This is a genomic window from Methylobacterium brachiatum (genome assembly GCF_900113845.1).
Classification (GTDB): Bacteria; Pseudomonadota; Alphaproteobacteria; order Rhizobiales; family Beijerinckiaceae; genus Methylobacterium; species Methylobacterium brachiatum.
Window position 1 is genome coordinate 68842 of record NZ_FOQW01000017.1, and the last position, 18598, is coordinate 87439.

Annotated in this window: 19 protein-coding genes; 5 read left to right on the forward strand and 14 right to left on the reverse strand. The window is 70.7% G+C overall.

Going from position 1 to position 18598, the window contains the following annotated elements; translation table 11 throughout:
• The first annotated feature begins 359 nt into the window (after window positions 1–359).
• Window positions 360–2810, forward strand: coding sequence for a bifunctional diguanylate cyclase/phosphodiesterase (locus tag BMZ47_RS21325; protein ID WP_091864105.1), 2451 nt, complete (start codon window positions 360–362; stop codon window positions 2808–2810).
• 85 nt (window positions 2811–2895) lie between these two features.
• Here BMZ47_RS21325 and BMZ47_RS21330 read toward each other — a convergent pair whose 3' ends face one another.
• Window positions 2896–3177 carry a hypothetical protein gene (locus BMZ47_RS21330; protein WP_007567287.1) on the reverse strand — a complete coding sequence of 94 codons (282 nt, stop codon included), beginning with the start codon at window positions 3175–3177 and terminating at the stop codon, window positions 2896–2898.
• A 301-nt stretch (window positions 3178–3478) separates the two neighbouring features.
• Window positions 3479–3781, reverse strand: a complete 303-nt coding sequence (locus tag BMZ47_RS21335; protein ID WP_007567288.1) for a hypothetical protein — start codon at window positions 3779–3781, stop codon at window positions 3479–3481.
• A gap of 180 nt (window positions 3782–3961) precedes the next feature.
• Between BMZ47_RS21335 and BMZ47_RS21340 the strand changes: the two genes are divergently transcribed.
• Entirely contained in the window at window positions 3962–4204 is a 243-nt protein-coding gene (locus BMZ47_RS21340) for a hypothetical protein (RefSeq protein WP_091864106.1), read from the forward strand.
• 49 nt (window positions 4205–4253) lie between these two features.
• Here the strand turns inward: BMZ47_RS21340 and BMZ47_RS21345 are convergent, their stop codons facing one another.
• Window positions 4254–4568: a hypothetical protein gene (locus tag BMZ47_RS21345; protein WP_208601081.1), complete on the reverse strand. Its 315-nt coding sequence runs from the start codon at window positions 4566–4568 to the stop codon at window positions 4254–4256.
• A gap of 450 nt (window positions 4569–5018) precedes the next feature.
• Here BMZ47_RS21345 and BMZ47_RS21350 point away from each other — a divergent pair, with 450 nt between their 5' ends.
• Window positions 5019–5570, forward strand: a complete 552-nt coding sequence (locus tag BMZ47_RS21350) for a hypothetical protein (protein ID WP_091864107.1) — start codon at window positions 5019–5021, stop codon at window positions 5568–5570.
• A 430-nt stretch (window positions 5571–6000) separates the two neighbouring features.
• On the opposite strand, the gene BMZ47_RS21355 is transcribed toward BMZ47_RS21350, so the two are convergent.
• The 5 genes from BMZ47_RS21355 to groES all read right to left on the reverse strand — a co-directional run bounded on the left by BMZ47_RS21355 (window position 6001) and on the right by groES (window position 9293).
• Complete coding sequence (locus BMZ47_RS21355; RefSeq protein WP_230368238.1) at window positions 6001–6348, reverse strand: hypothetical protein; 348 nt, start codon at window positions 6346–6348, stop codon at window positions 6001–6003.
• Window positions 6349–6460: 112 nt separating this feature from the next.
• A complete protein-coding gene (locus tag BMZ47_RS21360) occupies window positions 6461–6703 on the reverse strand; it encodes a DUF6522 family protein (protein WP_007567299.1) in 243 nt (80 codons plus the stop codon).
• A gap of 63 nt (window positions 6704–6766) precedes the next feature.
• Entirely contained in the window at window positions 6767–7111 is a 345-nt protein-coding gene (locus BMZ47_RS21365) for a hypothetical protein (RefSeq protein WP_091864109.1), read from the reverse strand.
• Between the two features lie 160 nt (window positions 7112–7271).
• Window positions 7272–8915, reverse strand: a complete 1644-nt coding sequence (gene groL / locus BMZ47_RS21370) for a chaperonin GroEL (RefSeq protein ID WP_091864110.1) — start codon at window positions 8913–8915, stop codon at window positions 7272–7274.
• 90 nt (window positions 8916–9005) lie between these two features.
• On the reverse strand, window positions 9006–9293 hold the full coding sequence (groES, locus tag BMZ47_RS21375; protein ID WP_007565402.1) for a co-chaperone GroES: 288 nt from the start codon (window positions 9291–9293) through the stop codon (window positions 9006–9008).
• A 652-nt stretch (window positions 9294–9945) separates the two neighbouring features.
• Here groES and BMZ47_RS21380 point away from each other — a divergent pair.
• Both BMZ47_RS21380 and BMZ47_RS21385 read left to right on the forward strand, forming a co-directional pair.
• Window positions 9946–10155, forward strand: a complete 210-nt coding sequence (locus BMZ47_RS21380) for a cold-shock protein (RefSeq protein WP_007565404.1) — start codon at window positions 9946–9948, stop codon at window positions 10153–10155.
• A gap of 99 nt (window positions 10156–10254) precedes the next feature.
• Window positions 10255–10617 carry a DUF6481 family protein gene (locus BMZ47_RS21385; protein ID WP_208601082.1) on the forward strand — a complete coding sequence of 121 codons (363 nt, stop codon included), beginning with the start codon at window positions 10255–10257 and terminating at the stop codon, window positions 10615–10617.
• Window positions 10618–10651: 34 nt separating this feature from the next.
• On the opposite strand, the gene BMZ47_RS21390 is transcribed toward BMZ47_RS21385, so the two are convergent.
• The 6 genes from BMZ47_RS21390 to BMZ47_RS21415 form a co-directional block, all read right to left on the reverse strand.
• A complete protein-coding gene (locus tag BMZ47_RS21390) occupies window positions 10652–11998 on the reverse strand; it encodes an LLM class flavin-dependent oxidoreductase (RefSeq protein ID WP_091864111.1) in 1347 nt (448 codons plus the stop codon).
• A 19-nt stretch (window positions 11999–12017) separates the two neighbouring features.
• On the reverse strand, window positions 12018–12557 hold the full coding sequence (locus tag BMZ47_RS21395; RefSeq protein ID WP_091864154.1) for a cupin domain-containing protein: 540 nt from the start codon (window positions 12555–12557) through the stop codon (window positions 12018–12020).
• A gap of 31 nt (window positions 12558–12588) precedes the next feature.
• Entirely contained in the window at window positions 12589–13539 is a 951-nt protein-coding gene (locus BMZ47_RS21400; protein ID WP_167369080.1) for an ABC transporter substrate-binding protein, read from the reverse strand.
• Complete coding sequence (locus tag BMZ47_RS21405; protein WP_091864156.1) at window positions 13539–14636, reverse strand: LLM class flavin-dependent oxidoreductase; 1098 nt, start codon at window positions 14634–14636, stop codon at window positions 13539–13541. Before BMZ47_RS21405 ends, BMZ47_RS21400 begins: the two co-directional genes overlap by 1 nt.
• 451 nt (window positions 14637–15087) lie before the next feature.
• Window positions 15088–17073, reverse strand: coding sequence for a family 2A encapsulin nanocompartment cargo protein cysteine desulfurase (locus BMZ47_RS21410; RefSeq protein WP_091864112.1), 1986 nt, complete (start codon window positions 17071–17073; stop codon window positions 15088–15090).
• Window positions 17060–18451, reverse strand: coding sequence for a family 2B encapsulin nanocompartment shell protein (locus tag BMZ47_RS21415; RefSeq protein WP_007565413.1), 1392 nt, complete (start codon window positions 18449–18451; stop codon window positions 17060–17062). Before BMZ47_RS21415 ends, BMZ47_RS21410 begins: the two co-directional genes overlap by 14 nt.
• Between the last annotated feature and the right edge of the window lie 147 nt (window positions 18452–18598).

Sequence of the window (18598 nt, forward strand, 5' to 3'; positions counted from 1 at the left end):
CCGAGCGGGCTCGAAGGGGTCGTCTTGGGAGGAGGCTTTACCTAGCCCAGTTGTGCTGCCGGGAGCATTGGCGATCCGGCATGGCCGAGGCGCGCTGGCGGCATGTAACCGCTACGCTCGCACGGTCGTGACTTGTGATCGGGCCCGCGCGCGGGCGTCGAGGACGATGACGCGCCCGCGAAGACCGTGCCGCCGCCGGCTCTGTATTGATCGCGGGCCGGAAACGCGCCGTGGCGCGCCGGGGATGCAGTCGCGCGACGACCAGGCATCGCAGAGGCGAAATCTTATTCTGCGATGCAACTTCTGGTTAGTATCACCGGACTAATGTGCCGCGATGTTGCCGTCCGGCGAGGCGTCCGATGTACCGTGCTCTGGCCTGCCTAACCGAGGAGCACACGCCGTGGGTGCTCCCCCTGGCCGCCTGCGTCTGCTGGATCTCCTGCTACGTCGCCCTGTTGCTGGAGCAGCGCGTCCGGAAGGGCGGCGCCTGGGCGCCGACCTGGCTGCTGGCCGCCGCCTTCTCGGCGGGCGCCGGCATCTGGAGCACCCATTTCATCGGCATGCTCGGCTACGATCCCGGCATCGTCCTCGGCTACGAGATGGCCACGACGGCTTTGTCGCTGATCGTGGCCGTCGCGGCGGCCCTGGTCGCCTTCACGCTCCTGCGCGCCGCGCGCCGGGACACGCCGTGGGTCGGGGCTTTGGCCGGCCTGATCCTGGGCGGCGGCATCGCCTGCATGCATTTCCTCGGCATCGCCGGCGTGGTCCTGCCCGGACGGTTCGACTGGGACCTGGCCCTGGCGCTGGCCGCGACGGCGATCGGCTGCGGCCTCTCCGGCGCCGCCCTGGTGGTGCATGTCCGCGGCGGCGATGCGCGGACCCGCATGTCCGCGGCCACCATCCTGACGGCCGCCATCGCGGGGCTGCACTTCCTGGCCATGGCGGCGGCACGGGCGATCCCGGATCCGGCCCTGGACATGCCGGATCTCGGCCTCGCCCGCGGCGCCGTGGCGGGCGGCATCGCCGTGATGATGGCGGTGATCCTGGCCTTCGCGGCGCTCGCGCTGATGCTGGATCACCTGCGCACGATCAACGCCGCCCTCGCCCGCCAGGGCCTCGCCCTGCGCGAGAAGACGCTGCTGCTGGACAGGACCCTGGGCAGCATGGACCAGGGGCTGATCATGGTCGACGGACGCGGCCTGGTTCAGGTCTGCAACGAGCGCGCCCTGGTGCTCCTCGATCTGCCCCGCGCGATGATGCGGTCCAGCCCCAGCTACAAATCCGTCCTGCGCCATCAGCTGCAGAACCGCGAGCGCAACCGGACCGACCGCTCGTACCGGGACTGGATCGAGCGGGGCGGGTTGGAGCAGGCCCATGTCCATGAGCGCGTGCGCCCGAACGGCCTCGTGCTCGAGATCCGGACCGTGCCGCTGCCTGATGGCGGCTTCGTGCGGACCTTCACCGACATCACCCAGCGCAAGGCCGCGGAGGCCGAGGTGACGCGGCTCGCCCGCCACGACATCCTGACCGGCCTGCCGAATCGCGGCCTGTTCCGCGAATATCTCGACGGGCGGCTGGCCGACATCGCGCTCCGGGGCGGCACCGGCGCCGTCCTGTATCTCGATCTCGACGGCTTCAAGGGCGTGAACGACACACTCGGCCATCAGGCCGGCGACGACCTGCTGCGCAGCGTCGCCGACCGTCTGCGCTCGGTGGTGGGCGACGGCGTCGTGGCGCGCCTGGGCGGCGACGAGTTCGCGGTCCTGCTCGACGGCGGGCGCGACGAGGCGACCGGGATCGCCGAGCGTCTCACCGGCCTGTTCCGAGCGCCGCTCCAGGTCGGCGACCAGCGGATCGGCGTCGGCCTGAGCGTGGGCATCGCGCTCGCCCCGGAGCACGGCGCCAGCGCGGAATGCCTGTACCGGCGCGCCGACCTCGCCCTCTACCGAGCCAAGGCGGAGGGCCGGGGCACCTACCGGGTGTTCGCGGCCGACATGGACGAGGAGGCGGAGGAGCGCCGGGTCCTGGAGAGCGACCTGCGCCAGGCGCTCGCCGACAATGCCCTGAACCTCTACTACCAGCCGCAGGTCGACGGCGCGTCCGGCGTGCTGGTGGGGTTCGAGGCGCTGGTGCGCTGGACCCATCCGGTCCGCGGCGAGATCCCGCCCAGCGTGTTCGTCGCCCTGGCCGAGGAGACCGGGCTGATCATCACGCTCGGCGATTGGGTCCTGCGCGAGGCCTGCCGCGAGGCCGCGACCTGGGCGCCGTCTCTGAAGGTCGCCGTGAACCTGTCGCCGCGGCAATTCCAGAAGCCGGACCTGCCCGAGACCGTGCTCGCCGTGCTGGCCCAGACCGGCCTGTCGCCGGACCGGCTCGAGCTGGAGGTGACCGAGAGCGTGATCATCAACGACATGGCCCGGGCGATCAGCATCCTGCGGCGCCTGAAGGGGTTCGGCGTCCGGATCAGCATGGACGATTTCGGTACCGGCTACGCGTCGCTCGCGACCCTGCAGGCCTTCCCGTTCGACAAGATGAAGATCGACCGCTCGTTCGTGGCGCAGCTCGGGGTCGACCCGCAGGCCGCCGTGATCGTGCGCGCGGTGCTGAGCCTGGGCCGCAGCCTGCGGATGGGCGTGGTCGCCGAGGGCGTGGAGACCTCCGCGCAGCGGCGCTTCCTGGCGGACGAGGCCTGCGGGGAGATGCAGGGCTACCTGTTCGGCAAGCCGCGCCCGATCGGCGACTATGCCGAGATGCTGTGTTGCCCCGACGAATCCGAGGAGAGGCTCCACGGCGCGCGGGCGCGGGCGTGACCGTCCGCGCCGAACGGCGCGGCAGCCCGGCGATTGTCCGGAGATCCCGTCGCGGCGCCGGGCCGGGCTTAAGCCCGGGGTCGGCTCAGCCGTGGGGCGAGCGCCGCCGCACCGCGGATCGCGCATCCGCCCGCCGCGACGCGGCCACGGCGCGGATGCGCGCCGCCCGGGCGCGCTCGGTCTCGGCGACGCCCGCCGGCCGGGGCGCGGCCTCGACGGTGAACGGCATCCGGCTGCGGATGTCGCCGTAATAGTCCGAGCCGCTCATGCCGAAACCGCCGCCCACGACGGGACCATCCATGAGCGGCTCCCCGGCCGAGGCGGCCGTGGCACAGCAGACGAGGAGGGCGGCGTAGATCAAGCGCATGCAGGAACTCTGGCAGGAAGGGACGGCGGTTTTACGACCACGGGCGTCACGGCGACGCGAGCGCCGGACGTCACGGCCGCTCGGCCCCGCCCCGATCTGCTCACGGGGCGGGGGAGCGTCCGATCTCACCAGCGGTCGAGCCCATACGCAACGCGGCTCGGACGCGAGAATGCCGGACTTGGGTTAGCGGACCCTGCGCCCGCACCGGCCGGGCGATCCCGACGCGGGACTCGCGCATGAGAAAGCCCGCCGCGGCTCTGGGCCGGGCGGGCTGACGAAGCATGCAGGCGTATCGGACGCGTTAGAAATCGCCGCGCCGGCCGAAGCCCCGCGGGCCGCCGTAACCGCGGCCATAGCCCCGGCCGTAGCCGCGCCCATAGCCGTAGCCATGGCCCCGGCCATAGCCGCGCGGGCCGCCATAGCCGTGGCGGCGGCCGAAACCGGGCCCGAAGCGGGGACCGCCGTAGCCGTACTGGACCTGTTCCACGGCCGGGGCGGCCTCGGTGACGGCTCCGAGGCCGATCTGGGCAGCGGAGGCGGGGACAGGCGCGAGAAACAGGCTGGCTGCGAACAGGCCACCCGTCAGAGTCGGAATCTTGAACACACGGTCTCTCCTCGCCAAGGCCGCCGGTATGCACCCCTGGCTTGTGGAAACCCCTCGGCATCTCAGACCGTTCCTGACACGGTGCATCGGCCACGCGCGTCCGGCGGGCCGAGCCCCATGCCGGCACCTCCCAGGGCCGTCCCGCCGGGGAGGCCGGGCGGGACGAAGATGAGAGCTGCAATGGTGAAATGGCTCCTGGCTGCGGTCGCGATCGTCGGCAGCACCCCGGCCTTCGCCGAGCGCCACCGGGCCAACAGGCCGCAGGGCCGCGGACCGATCGCGGCCCCGCAATTCGGCGTGCCGCGTCCGCCGACCACGACGCTGCGCCCCGCCGACGACGGCATCATCCACTGGAACACGCCCAACAAGGACGGCAATCTCGGCGGCCCGGGGACGGGCGGGGGCGGCGGCGGGGGCGGCTAACAGGCCGCCTCAGGGTTCAGCGGGCCGCGCTCGATGACGGCGCGCGCGCTCAGCCGCCGCCATTGTCGCCGCCGCCGCCGGCGCCGGTCTGGGGAACGGCGCGCTCCGGCTGGCTGGCGTTGCCGCCGGCCGCAGTGTCGGTGGTGATCGTCGCCGCGCCCGTACCGGTCGGGGCGATCACGGCCGTGCTGCCCGGACCGCTATTCTCCCGTCCGCCGGGCACGACCACGGTCCCCTCCGGCGTGCCGGGCGGGACCTGACGGGGCGGCCCGGGCTGGACGATCGGGGCGGGACCGGTGTTGGTCTGCGCGACAGCCGGTGTCGCGAGGCTGAGCGCAAGAACAGCAAAGACAGCATGACGCATCAGAGGCTCCTTCATCTTGGCTGTGCCGTGCGCGTTGCACACGGGCTTCGTGCCAAAACGTGCGATCGGAACGGTGGTTTCCGATCGACAGGCCTCCGGACAGGCCGGCTGCACGAACTCGCGCCCAGCCCTCCGGGATCGTGAACCGGGGCCGCTCCCGAGGACGCTGGGGCCGGGGGCGGGCGATCGGGACGTTCGGGCGCTCCCGCCTGTCGGCCGGCGGCGTTGCTGCGCGGGGCGGGCCGCGGCGGCGCTCCCGAGGCTTCGAAGCCAGTACTTCGACAATGCCGCGACGCGGTGGCACTTGAGGTCGTCACAAAGGCTTGTGTTAGTCGAACAGGATTGTTGATCTCTGCGCTCGACAATGCGCGGCTCGGTCCTCTATGATGCTCAAATGGTGCCGGCACATGTCGAGCCGTTCAGCACGTTGTTTCCAGGAATTCCGCACACATGAAGCGCCGGAGCGCGCGGCCGTTCACGGTCGAAGTCAAGAATACCCGTCCCTCCCGCGTCGCGTTGGCCGATACGACGACGCGACCCCGCGAAAACCAGACCCTCTGGTGGGACCTTCCCACGGAGACCGCCGAGAAGCCGGCCGTGGCGCAGCCCGCCCCCGCCGCCCCGGTCGCATCCGCTCCGCCCGAGGCCCCGGCGCGCCGGGTGCTGCCGAGCCTCATGCCGATGTTCACCACCGAGGACGAGCCGGACACGGCGGCGGACGAGGCCCCGTCGATCGAGCGCCTGCCGCGGGTGCGTCGCGCCAAGGTTGCGGCGAAGCCGGCAACCAAGCGCGCGCCGAAGGCCGAGGCGGCACGGCCCATCTTCACCCCGGCCCCGGCGGTTTCGCGCCCGGCACCGGCCCCGAGCGCACCCGCTCCGGCCCGGGCCGCCGTGAATCAGCCGGCCGCGATGCCGACGCGCGCGATACGCCTGTCCCGCCAGGCCGACACCCTGAAGGCCGGCGAGCGCTGGAAGCGGCGGCTGCCGCGCCACCTGTGGTGATCTGAGCGGCGGGCACGGCCCATCACAGAGCAGGGCGGGCGCCCGTCCGGTCGTGATCGGCGCCCCCCAACCCAACCCCCTCCTCCTTCGAGGCCCAGCACCGCTTCGGCGCCTGAGGGCGGGGGTGGGATAGACCCTGCGTCATGGATCGGCGGGCACGGCCCATCGGCACGGCCGCCTTTCTCGGCGACAGCTACGATAGCGCATGGGGGCTTATGCAGGCCGCGCCACGTCCCATCCTGTATGACGTGGATCCGCCAACGCGGTGGAATAGGTCTGCTCGTGCGGACGATCGGGTTGAGGCGTGCGCCGTCCCCGGACAGACAGACTCCGCACTCAGCAAGGACGCCAAAGTCACCGATCCGCGCGGCTGCAGATGCCTGCCTCCCGTGACCGCCGCGTCCTGAAGGCGTGAGGCCGCGTCCGTCCCTCAGATGCCGACGCTCGCCGCGCCCGCCTCCGCGGCCTGGCTGACGGTCGCGCCGTTGCGCAACGCCATCGCGATCGCGGTCGAGGCCGTGTCGACCGCGCCGGCGCGGTCCTCGCCGTAATCGTACATGCTGTTGGTCTGCGAGCCCAACCGGGCGTGGAAATTGTCGGGAAAGCTCTTGTCCATCCGCTGCTTCAGCAGGTTGGTCGCCGCATGATAATCGCCCTCGAAGCCCGCCGATTGATAGGCAGAACCGGTCTCGAAGGTGCCGCCCTCCCGATCGGCGGCGGCTTTGCGGTTCTTGTGGTCGATCGTCTGCGAGAACAGGAAGCCGATAACCTTGGCCATAAGCCATCTGACGGTGTTCATCTCGGTCCTCGACGGTAGAAGCGGCGGAAGCACTTAGGTTCTGTACCACGCCTGGCCCGAAGACCGCGGTTTTCTTCACGCGGATCCGGCCTCACCATCGCTCTTCGGCGATGAGCGCACCGCTGCGGTCGAAGGTGCCCCGCCAGCCCTTGTCGTTCAGGCGGACGGTGACGCGGGTCTCGTCGGCATCCGCTCCGGACCCGGGTTTGATGCGGGCCTCGACCTGGCCGAGCCGCTCGTGGCGCTTGAGCGCGGCGACGCTGACGCCCAGGCGCAGTGCCAGCTCGCGGGGATCGACGATCCAATCGCCTTTGTGACCGAGATCGAGCCGCACGGAGCATCCTCCATCGACACGGCGCCGAGATTAAAGCCGCCGGCCTCGGCCTGGAAGCCGGTTCTAGCGCCCGGCCGCGTGGCGGTGGCGGGGGCCCCTGTGGTGGGCGCGTCCCGGGTGACGCCTCGCCTTGATCCGGGGCGGCGGCGCAGCCGGTGGTGCGACCGCCGGGACGCCGTCATGCTCGGCGATGACCTGGCGGGCGCGCTCGACGCTCATGTCGCAGGCGCTGGTCATGCCCTGAAGCGCGCCGAGGGCGCGGTTGTATTCGGGCAGGTTGGTGCATCCGGGGACGCCCCAGGCCCGGGCCGGGGTGGGACCTGCGAGGAGCGTCACCAGAGCCAGCAGGGCGGCGCCGGTCACGCGGGTCGCGGGCCCGTTCGGATCCGGATGGAGATGCGCGCCCATGGAAACCTCCCGACCCGTTCGCGAGGTCAACCCGCATCGCCCCGGTTGGTGCGATCGCGAGGACGTCGCGGGCTCGGCGCGAGCCCCGGTCGAAACGCGGTGACGGCCCGGCGCGGCTTCGGCGCCGCGTCGGACCGTCCTGTCTGCGGCTGGGCCGGCCTTAGAAGTCCATGCCGCCCATGCCACCCATGCCGCCGCCGCCCGGCATGGCCGGGGCTTCCTTGCGCGGCAGCTCGGAGATCATCGCCTCGGTGGTGACCAGCAGGCCGGCGATGGACGCCGCGCCCTGGAGCGCCGCCCGGACGACCTTGGCCGGATCGACGATGCCGGCCTGGAGCATGTCGACATACTCCTCGGTCTGGGCGTTGAAGCCGTAGGTCTCGGAGGCATTGGCCAGGATGTTGCCGACCACGATCGAGCCCTCGACGCCCGAGTTGGACGCGATCTGACGGATCGGGGCCTCGAGCGCCTTCAGCACGATCTTGATGCCGGCCTGGACGTCGGGGTTGTCGTTGGTGAGCCCCTGAGCGGCCTTCTTGGCGCGCAGCAGCGCGGTGCCGCCGCCGGGGACGATGCCTTCCTCGACCGCCGCGCGGGTGGCATGGAGCGCGTCGTCGACCCGGTCCTTCTTCTCCTTGACCTCGACCTCGGTCGAGCCGCCGACGCGGATCACCGCGACGCCGCCCGCGAGCTTGGCCAGGCGCTCCTGGAGCTTCTCGCGGTCGTAATCCGAGGTGGTCTCCTCGACCTGCGCCTTGATCTGCGAAATCCGGCTCTCGATGTCGGACTTCTCGCCGGACCCGTCGATGATCGTGGTGTTCTCTTTGTCGATGCGGACGCGCTTGGCGCGGCCGAGCATCGGGAGCGTCACGTTCTCGAGCTTGATGCCCAGATCCTCGGCGATCATCTGGCCCTTGGTCAGGATCGCGATGTCCTCGAGCATGGCCTTGCGGCGGTCGCCGAAGCCCGGCGCCTTCACGGCCGCGACCTTCAGGCCGCCGCGCAGCTTGTTGACGACGAGGGTGGCGAGCGCCTCGCCCTCGATGTCCTCGGCGATGATCAGCAGCGGCTTGCCGGTCTGAACCACGGCCTCGAGCACCGGCAGCATCGCCTGGAGCGAGGACAGCTTCTTCTCGTGGATGAGGATGTAGGGATCCTCGAGCTCGGCGATCATCTTCTCCGCATTGGTGATGAAGTACGGGGAGAGGTAGCCGCGGTCGAACTGCATGCCCTCGACGACGTCGAGCTCGGTCTCGGCGGTCTTGGCCTCCTCGACGGTGATGACACCCTCGTTGCCGACCTTCTGCATGGCGTGGGCGATCATCTCGCCGATCTCCTTGTCGCCATTGGCGGAGATCGTGCCGACCTGGGCGATCTCCTCGGACGAGGCGACCTTGCGGGCCCGCGCCACGATGTCCTGCACGACCGTGGCGACCGCGAGGTCGATGCCGCGCTTCAGGTCCATCGGGTTCATGCCGGCGGCGACGTATTTCACGCCCTCGCGGACGATCGAGGCGGCCAGAACGGTGGCCGTGGTGGTGCCGTCACCCGCGATGTCGCTCGACTTCGAGGCCACTTCGCGCACCATCTGGGCGCCCATGTTCTCGAACTTGTCGGCGAGCTCGATCTCCTTGGCGACCGTCACACCGTCCTTGGTGATGCGCGGGGCGCCGAAGCTCTTCTCGATCACGACGTTGCGGCCCTTGGGACCGAGCGTGACCTTCACGGCGCTGGCGAGCAGCTCGACGCCGCGCAGCATCTTCTCGCGGGCGTCGACGGAAAAACGAACGTCTTTGGCTGACATGGACAATCTCTTCTGTTGTCGTGCGGCCCCGAGGCGCGCCGGGGCGGGCGCCTCGAAGGGCTTGAGCAGCGTCGGAGGGGGCGGACGCCCTTAGGCGACGACGCCCATAATGTCGGATTCCTTCATGATCAGGAGATCCTGGCCGTCGATCTTGACCTCGGTGCCGGACCACTTGCCGAACAGCACGCGATCGCCGGGCTTCACCTCCAGCGGATTGATCTTGCCGGCCTCGTCCCGGGCGCCGGGCCCGACGGCGACGACCTCGCCCTCCTGGGGCTTCTCTTTGACGGTATCGGGGATGATGATCCCGCCCTTGGTCTTCTCCTCGCCCTCGATGCGGCGTAGCACCACGCGGTCGTGCAGGGGGCGAAACTTCATGTGCGGCATCCTGGTCGTCCCGCCTGGGGCCTCGCGTCGACATGACCGAGCCCGTGCGGGAAAGGCGGCGGCAGACCGAATCGTCTGCGCCGGATCGACCCTGTCTTAGCACTCAATAGACAAGAGTGCTAACGCGTCTCACGGTCGATGCGCCGCGGAGGGTGATTTTCGAGCGGCTCGTCGCGTTCGGACAGATTGATATTCGAACGCGGTCGCGCGCTTCGATCCCGGTCCGGAACTCGGAACCGGCATCCGTCCGGGTACGGCCGCGCAACGGGCGGCCTCAAGATCCGTATTGATACACCAGAATAACCGCGCGAAAAATCGCGCTTTACCGGCGCGCCGCACCGAATTTTCGCGCAACACATTTGACGATTGTGATTATCCCGTCGATGCGCTACAGATCATAAATCGATCTTTGGCCAGATATTCGGCCGTCTCGCCACAACAGGGCGAGCGCTCTGCATCTCTCCCAGTTTCGACGACCACGGACGGGCGCACGCTCAGGCACGCGCTCGCCCCCTTCGATCGTCCAGAGTTCGCGGCTCGCGCAGCGCAACGGCGGCAGGCCCTGGATCTTTGTTACAGCCTGGTGATCACGCCAGACCGGTCTCCGGTCTCCGCACCATGCTCTGAAGCAGTTGGAATAGTTATGAGCATCGGCACCGTTAAGTGGTTCAACGAGACCAAGGGCTTCGGTTTCATCCAGCCTGACGATGGCGGCAAGGACGTGTTCGTGCACATCTCGGCCGTCGAGCGCGCCGGCATGCGCAACCTGATCGAGGGTCAGAAGCTCTCCTACGAGCTGGAAACCGACCGTCGCAGCGGCAAGCAATCCGCCGGCAGCCTCCAGGCCGCCTGAACCTCGCGCCTCAACCGAGGACGCGTTTCGAAGCCGTTCCCAGTGTGGAGCGGCTTCTTCTGTTTCTGATACGGGCGCTGCGGCGCGCGAGGAGTCTCCGTGGGTCAATTCAAAGAAACGCAGCTGTCTGATCGTCTCGAGGCCGGTGCCAAGGCCAAGGAAGAGCGGCTGGCTCAGTTCCGTGCGCGCCCCGCGGCGGACGATCCGGCCGTCCTCGCCCGCCAGGCCGAGCGTCAGGCCGTCGCCGAGGCCCGCGAGGTGCGGGTGAGCGAGCGGGAAGCCGCCCGCGCCGCCGCGGAGGCGGTCCGCGCCGCGGAAGCGCTCGCGGAGCAGGAGCGCGCGGCCGCCGAACTCGTCCGTCAGGCCGCCGAGAAGGTCGAGCGCCAGGCCGCCCTGGCCGCCGAGCAGAAGGCGACCCGCGACGCCCGCTTCGCCGCCCGCAAGGCCAAGGTGAAGCGGTAAGCACAGCGCGGAGCGCCGCCGACGCGGCTCTCCATCACGCGTGCTCCGGCGCCTCCGACGCGAAGAACCGGTTCGGCGGGCGCGGCAGGCCGAGATGGTCGCGCAGGGTCGTGCCGGCATAGTCGCGCCGGAACAGGCCGCGCCGCTGCAGCTCCGGCACCAGCGTGTCGACCACGTCGTCGAGCCCCTGGGGCACGAACGGGAACATCACGTTGAAGCCGTCGCAGCCGCGGCCCTCCAGCCATTCCTCCATCCGGTCCGCCACCTGTGCGGGCGTCCCCACGAAATGGAGCCCGGCATAGGCGCCGACCTTGCGGGCGAGGTCGCGCACGGTGGCGCCGGTCCGGCGGGCATAGTCCAGGATCTGCGCCTGGCTGGTCTTGCTGGCGTTGGTCTCGGGGATCTCGGGCAGGGGCGCGTCGAGATCGAAGCCGGAGGCGTCGACCCCGAGCCGCACCGACAGGTTGGCGAGGCCGCTGTCGGGATGGACCAGATCGTCGAGGCGCGCCCGCTTGGCCTGCGCCTCGGCCTCGGTCTCGCCGAGGATCACCAGGGCGCCGGGCAGGATCTTCAGGTGGTCGGGATCGCGCCCCAGCGCCGGCATCCGGCCCTTCACGTCGGCATAGTAGGCCTGCGCGGCCTCCAGGGTGGAGCTGGCGCCGAACACCATCTCGGCGGTCTCGGCCGCGATCTGCTTTCCGGCCTCGGAGGCGCCGGCCTGGACGATCACCGGCCAGCCCTGAACCGGCCGGGCGATATTGAGCGGCCCCTTCACCGTCAGGAATTCGCCCCGGTGGTCGAGGACGTGCATCTTGCTGGAATCGAAGAACAGGCCGCTCTCCGGATCCATCAGGAAGGCGTCGTCGGCCCAGGAATCCCACAGGCCGGTAACCACGTCGTAGAACTCGCGCGCCCGGGCGTAGCGCACCGCGTGGTCGAGATGCGCGTCGCGGCCGAAATTCAGCGCCTCGTCCGGGTTGCCCGAGGTGACGAGGTTCCAGCCGGCCCGGCCCTTCGAGATGTGGTCCAGGGAGGCGAACTTCCGGGCCACATGGTAGGGCTCGTTGTAGGTGGTCGAGGCCGTGGCGATCAGGCCGATGCGCGACGTGAGCGCGGCGAGGGCCGGCAGCAGCGTCAGCGGGTCGAACGAAGTCACGGTGGCCGAGCGGCGTAGCGCCGCCATCGGCATGTTCATCACCGCCAGATGGTCGGCCATGAAGAAGGCGTCGAACTTCGCCGCCTCCAGCCGCCGGGCGAAATGCGTCAGGTGCTCGAAGTTGAAATTCGCGTCCGGGTAACCGCCGGGATAGCGCCACCAGGCCGTGTGGATCCCGACCGGGCGCATGAACGCGCCGAGATGCAGCTGGCGGTCTCGACTCATGGCGGCGCTCCGCGGGTCCTCACGGCTGCTTGTGGATCGGGTCGACCCAGTGGACGGCCTCGGGCCGCTCCACCGGCTCGACATCCGGAATGTTGACCACCACGGCCTCGTTGTCCGAGCGCACCAGCACGCAGTGCAGGGGCTCGTCCGTGGAGGCGTTGATCTCCTGGTGGGGCACGTAGGGCGGCACGAAGATGAAGTCCCCCGGCCCGGCCTCGGCCACGTATTCGAGCCGCTCGCCCCAGCGCATCCGGGCGCGGCCGGAGACCACGTAGATCACGCTCTCCAGGGCGCCGTGATGGTGCACGCCGGTCTTGGCGTCGGGCTGGATCGCCACCGTGCCGGCCCAGATCTTCTGGGCGCCGACCCGGGCGGCGTTGACCGCCGCCTGCCGGAACATGCCGGGTGTCTGCGCGGTGTTGCTGTCGAGCTGGTCGCCCGGGATCACCCGCACGCCGTCATGCTTCCAGCGCGGCGCCCCCTCCCCTGCGGCATGGTCGTGATCGTGGCCGTGCGCGTCGTCATGGGCATGCGTGTGGCCGTCGCCGGTGTCGTGCATCGTCAGGACCTCCATACGGGGGAGCGCCGCATCATTGCACCGCCGCCGAGGCTTCGGACAGGGCTCGGGAGAATCCCGTGTCGAAGATCGCCGCCGCCTGCGGGGCGCGGCCCTTCGGGATCAGTCCGGCCCGGACATAGAGGTCGATGGTGCGCTGCTCGTCGGCGATCACGTCGGCGTCGATCGGCACGGTCCGGTAGCCGGCGCGGCTGAACCAGCGCAGCGGCACCGCCTCCGGCAGGCCGATCAGCTTCGACCAGACCTTCGCGTAGGGTGCCGGATCCTTGAGCGCCCAGGCCCGGGCCCGGGCGAGGCGCGCGGCGAAATCGGCGAGCAGGGGCCGCTTGTCCGTCAGGGCGCTGTCGCGCGCGACCGTGAAGGTGAGCCCGGGGGTGATGCCGTTGCCGTCGCGGACCACCCGGGCCAGGCCGGCGAGTTCCGCCGTGGACGTGTAGGGCTCCCAGGTCGCCCAGGCCTCCACGGACCCGGAGGCGAGGGCGATCTTGGCATCCGCCGGGGGCAGGAAGCTGAACAGGACGCTGTCGAACGGCAGCCCCGCTTCCGCCAGGGCGGCCAGCACCACCTGGTGGCCGATGGAGCCGCGGTTGGTGGCGACGCGCTTGCCCTTGAGATCCGCCACGCTCCGGATCGGCGAATCCGGCGCGACCAGGATCGCCAGCCCGTCCTGCCGGTTGCGGAACGCCATGAACGCCTTCACGGGTGCCCCGGCGGCGGCCGCGAAGGTGAAGGGCGCGTCGCCGACCCCGCCGGCATCGATCGCCCCGGCGTTCAGCGCTTCGAGAAGCGGCGCGGCCGCCGGGAACTCGCTCCATTCCAGCCGGTAGGGCAGGCCGTCGAGGACGCCCGCCGCCTCCATCAGGGCGCGGGCATTGCCGCGCTGGTCGCCCATCCGCAGCACGTCCCCCGCCCGGGCCGGCCAGGCGGCCAGGAGGGCGACGAGGATCAGGATCGCGGCGCGCATCAGGCGGCCTCTGCGGCGCGGCCGCGGGCCGCGAGCGCGGCCTTGAAGGCCGGCAGCAGCTCCCGGCCGTACTGGATCGCGTCCTCCAGCGGATCGAAGCCGCGGATCAGGAAGGTGCGCACCCCGAGGTCGTGATAGTCGAGCAGCGCCTCGGCCACCTGCTCGGGCGTCCCGACCAGGGCGGTGGAATTGCCCGCCGCCCCGGTCTCGGCCGCGATGGCGGTGAACAGCCGCTTGTCGAGGCGCGCGCCCGCGGCCGCCGCCGCCAGCAGCCGGCGCGAGCCCTCGTTCTGCGGCGCGGCGGCCGCGCCGAGGTCCCGTGCCGCCCGGGCGGCGCGGGTCCGGGCCAGAATATCCTCCGCACGAGCCCAGGCCCGCGCCTCGGTCTCGGCCAGGATCGGCCGGACCGACAGGCTGAAGCGCGGTTGGCGCCCGTGCGGCGCGGCGGCGTCCCGGACCCGCCCGATCAGCTCCCGGACCTGGGCCTGGGTTTCGCCCCACAAGGCGTAGGTGTCGGCGTGGCGGCCGGCCACCGCCAGGGCCGCCGGCGATGCGCCCCCGAAATAGACCGGGATGGCATCGACCGGCTTCACCTCGGAGAAGCCCCGCTCCACCCGGTAGAACGCGCCCGCGTAGTCGAATGGCGCCGCGGCGGTCCAGCTCTGGCGGGCAATGTCGAGGAACTCACCGGTGCGGGCGTAGCGCTCGTCCTTGGTGAGGTGGTCGCCGTCCTGGGCGAGCTCCCGGTCGTCGCCGCCGCTGATCACGTGGATCGCGACCCGGCCGCCGGTGAGCTGGTCGAGGGTCGCGAATTGCCTGGCCGCCACGGTGGGCGCCGTGAAGCCGGTGCGGTGGGCGATCATCAGCCCGAGCCGCTCGGTGACGGTCGCGACCTGTGCGGCGAGCAGCAGGGCGTCCGGCGAAGTCGAATGGAACGCCACCAGCACCCGGTCGAACCCGCCCCATTCATGCGCCTGGGCCAGGAGCTTCAGGTAGTCCCGGTCGATCGCCGGACCTTGCGCCGGGTGGATCTCGGAGCTGTGGCGGGGAGCGACGAAGCCGATGAACTCGACGGCCTCCGGGGGCAGCAGGCTCATGAAAATCTCCGTGTCGGGGCCGGCGCGGCGATGGCCACGGCAGAGTGTCGGGGCTGCCGCAAGGTTCGCGAAGGAGGCCGCGATGGTCCGCCCCGAGACGCGGAGCGTCAACGAAAGCGTCTTTCGAAAATTTGGAGGACGAAAGAATAAGTCCCGCCGCAACCCGCGGAATACGAGAAGACCCTGCTCGTCAGCTGGGGGATCGCGAATGCTTTCGCGTTTCACGCATGCGCAGGCCCCCGGGCATCTCCCGACGGAAAGCAGAGCCGGGCCATCCACGAAAGACGCGGGTCCGACGGCCACCCTGGCGAGGGCCGGCCGACGCACAGGCTCACCATCGTCTGCGGGGCATTCCACGCGCGGGAGACGCCACCGTCCAGAACGGGAAGACCGGCCGGACCTTCCGGGGTCCGGCCGGTTTTTGTTTCGGTCCGTCCCGTCGCGGTCCGGCTCAGTGCCGCGGCAGGCTGTGCAGCGCCTTGAGGAACACGTCCACGTCGGATTTGGTGTTGTAGAAGGCCAGCGAGGCCCGCACCGACTGGCCAATTCCGAACCGGCGCAGGGCCGGCAGGGCGCAGTGATGGCCCGAGCGCACCGCGATGCCGTGCGCGTCGAGATGGTGGGCCACCGCCTCGTTCTCCTGCCCCTCGATCACGAAGGACATCACGCTCGCCTTCTCGCGGGCCGTGCCGATCAGGCGCAGGCCCTTCACCTCGGCGAGGCCGGCCTGCGCGTAGTCCAGCAGGTCATGCTCGTAGGCGGCGATCGCCGGCAGGCCGATGCGCTCCAGATAGTCGAGCGCCGCGCCGAGGCCGACCGCGCCCGCGATGTCCGGCGTGCCCGCCTCGAACTTCTCCGGGGCGCCCTTGTAGACGGTCCGGGTGAAGGTGACGTCCTCGATCATGTGGCCGCCGCCCTGCCAGGGCGGCATCGCCGCGAGCAGGTGCGTCTTGCCGTAGAGCGCCCCAACCCCGGTCGGCCCGAACACCTTGTGGCCGGAGAAGACCAGGAAGTCGGCGTCGAGGGCCTGCACGTCCAGCGGCATGTGCGGCGAGGATTGCGCCGCATCGACCAGCACCGGCACCCCGTAGGCATGGGCCAGGGCGATGATCTCCCGCACCGGGTTCACGGTGCCCAGCGCGTTCGCCACATGGGTCACCGAGACGATCTTCGTCCGGCCCGAGAGCAGGGCCGCGTATTGCTCGAAGATGATCTCGCCCCGGTCGTTGACCGGGATCACCCGCAGCGTCGCCCCGGTGGCCTGGGACAGGAGCTGCCACGGCACGATGTTGGCGTGGTGCTCGATGGTCGAGACGATGATCTCGTCGCCCGGGCCGATATGGGCCCGGCCGAAGGAATGGGCGACGAGGTTGATCCCCTCCGTGGTGCCGCGCAGGAATACAATGTCATCCTTCGAGGGGGCGTTGAGGAAGCGGCGCACTGCCTCGCGGCCGCCCTCGAACAGGTCCGTGGAGCGCGCCGCCAGGGTGTGGGCGGCCCGGTGGATGTTCGAGTTGTGCCGCCCGTAGAATTCCGAGGTCGCGTCGATCACGGCCTGCGGCTTGTGGGTGGTGGCGGCGTTGTCGAGCCAGACCAGCGGGTGACCGTTGACGCTCTGGTGCAGGGCCGGGAAGTCCCGGCGGACATGCTCCACGTCGAACGGCGCCGCCACCGGGCTCGACCCCTGGGCGGTGAGTCGCGGGGCGGGACCCGGATAGCGGGCGGGCTCGACCCGTGGGCTGGCCGGCGCCTTGCGGGCCTGGCCCGGGCCGGCATTCAGGAAGTAATAGTCGGAGACCGGAGCCTCGGGCGCCCGGGACAGGTGCCCGGTCCGCGCAAAACTCTCCTGGGCGACATCGACGCCCTGCCGGGACGGGTCGGCCGGCACCAGCTGCGGCGCGATCGCCTGCGCGAAGGCGTTGGCGCGGGGATGATCCCCGGCCACCTGACGGTGCAGGTCGGGACCGCCCGGGAAGGCCGCCGGCGCGCTCGGGAAGCCGAAATCCGGCAGGACCGGGCGCGGGCTCGCCGGGTGGACCGGCGGGATCGCGGCGGTGTCGAAGAAGGCCGGGCTCGCGGGGGCGAGGTTCGGCACGGTCGGGCCGCTGAGGCCCGGCACGCCGAGGGTGGGCCCGCCGAACGACTTGGCCGCGAGTGCGGATCCGTCCGGCTGCAGGCCGGAGGGCTGCCCCCCGGCCGGAACCGAGGGGATTCCCGTGGCCGCGCTCGGGAACGGGGCGCCGCCCGGTCCCTGCGACAGGCCTTCGAGGGCCTGCGGGACCTGGGGTCCCGCGGGCAGCGTCGGGGCGAAGGGCTGGCTCGCGGCCTGCCCCTGCTGGTAGATCTCCCGGGCGAGGCGCCCGATGAGATCGCTATGGGCGAGCTCGGCCGGGCTCGCCTCCGGTCGACCGAAGGCCAGTCCCTCAGGCATAGTCATGGTAGTTGCCGAGGAGGACGTTATCGAGGCGGGCGATCGCGTCCTCGACCAGCACGGCGGCCGAGAAGTAGCGCGTCACCAGATGCGAAGCGATCGAGTGGTCGTTGGTGCCCATGTAGCGCACCGACAGGCCGGGCTCGATCTCGCCGGTCACGCCGGACTTCTGCAGGCCGACCACGCCCTGCTCGCCCTCGCCGACCCGCAACAGCAGGATCGCAGTGGTCTCGGCGCCGGTGACCGGATCGATGTCGATCGGCAGCTTGTCGCTCGGGATCAGCGGGACGCCGCGCCAGGTGATGAACGGCGCGCCGAACAGGTGGACGACGACCGGCGGCACGCCGCGGCGGGTGGCCTCACGGCCGAAGGCCGCGATGGCGCGCGGATGCGCGACGAAGAAGGCGGGCTTCTTCCAGACCAGGGTCAGCAGCTCGTCGAGATCGTCCGGCGTGGGCGGGCCGCCGCGGGTGGGGATGCGCTGGCGCGGGCCGACCTCGTTGAGCAGGCCGAACTGCGAGTTGTTGAGCAGTTCCCACTCCTCGCGTTCCTTCACGGCGTCGACGGTGAGGCGGATCTGCTCGCGGAGCTGGTCGATCTCGTTCGAGTAGAGGTCGGTGACGCGGGTATGGGTGTTGAGGATCGTCTGGATCGTCGAGAGGTGGTACTCGCGCGGATGCGCCTCGTAATCGACGAAGGTGGTCGGCAGGCGCGGCTCGCCGGTATGGACCGCCAAGAGCTCGATGCCCTGCTCGCCGTGCGAGCTGGTATGGCCCTTCAGCCGCTCCTGCTCCTCCCGGTACTGGGCGATCTTGGCGCGGATCTCGTCGTTCTCGAGGGCGTCCGGATCGAGGGTCAGGAGGGTGACCGCCGAGAGCGCCTTGACGGCCGGTGTGGGTCCGCCGGCACCGAGCAGGTCGCCGTCACCGAAATAATCGCCCCGGGTCGCCAGACCCTGGCGCAGGCGGCCCTTGTAGGGCCCCGAGAAGGTGAGCTCGACCGTGCCGTCGGCCACTACGGTCAGGGTGCGGGTCCCGGCGCCCTCCTCGTGGATGATCTTGCCGGCCTTGTGCTTGCTCTCGGTGAAGCGGTCGGCGAGCTTTGCCAGCTCGGCATCGCCCAGGCGGCTGAACAGCGGCACCGCCCGCAGCGAGGCGGGGCGGATCGCCCGGTCCCTGTTCTCGGTGACGAGGTCGACGCGGCCGGGGCGGGCCAGCACGACGGCGCGCCGGTTGACGCGGTAGACGCCGCCCGCGACGTCCACGAACGGCAGGAGCCGGAGGAGCCAGCGCGGCGTATTGGCCGCGTTCTGGACCGAGGTGACGGTGGCTGTCGCAAGATTGCGTGCCGCCGTGGCGCTCACGCTCAGACCGGGTCCACTCATCGTTCGTCCTCTTTCATCGCAATGGCAGGCGCGCCGCGGCATCGGCCCGCGTCTCCGCGAGCCGTCCCGCAGTCGATGCGGGTCGGGCACAAGGTAAAAGGGGTGATATCAGGGCCGAATGGCCGCTGCGCTCAGAATAAGATCCGT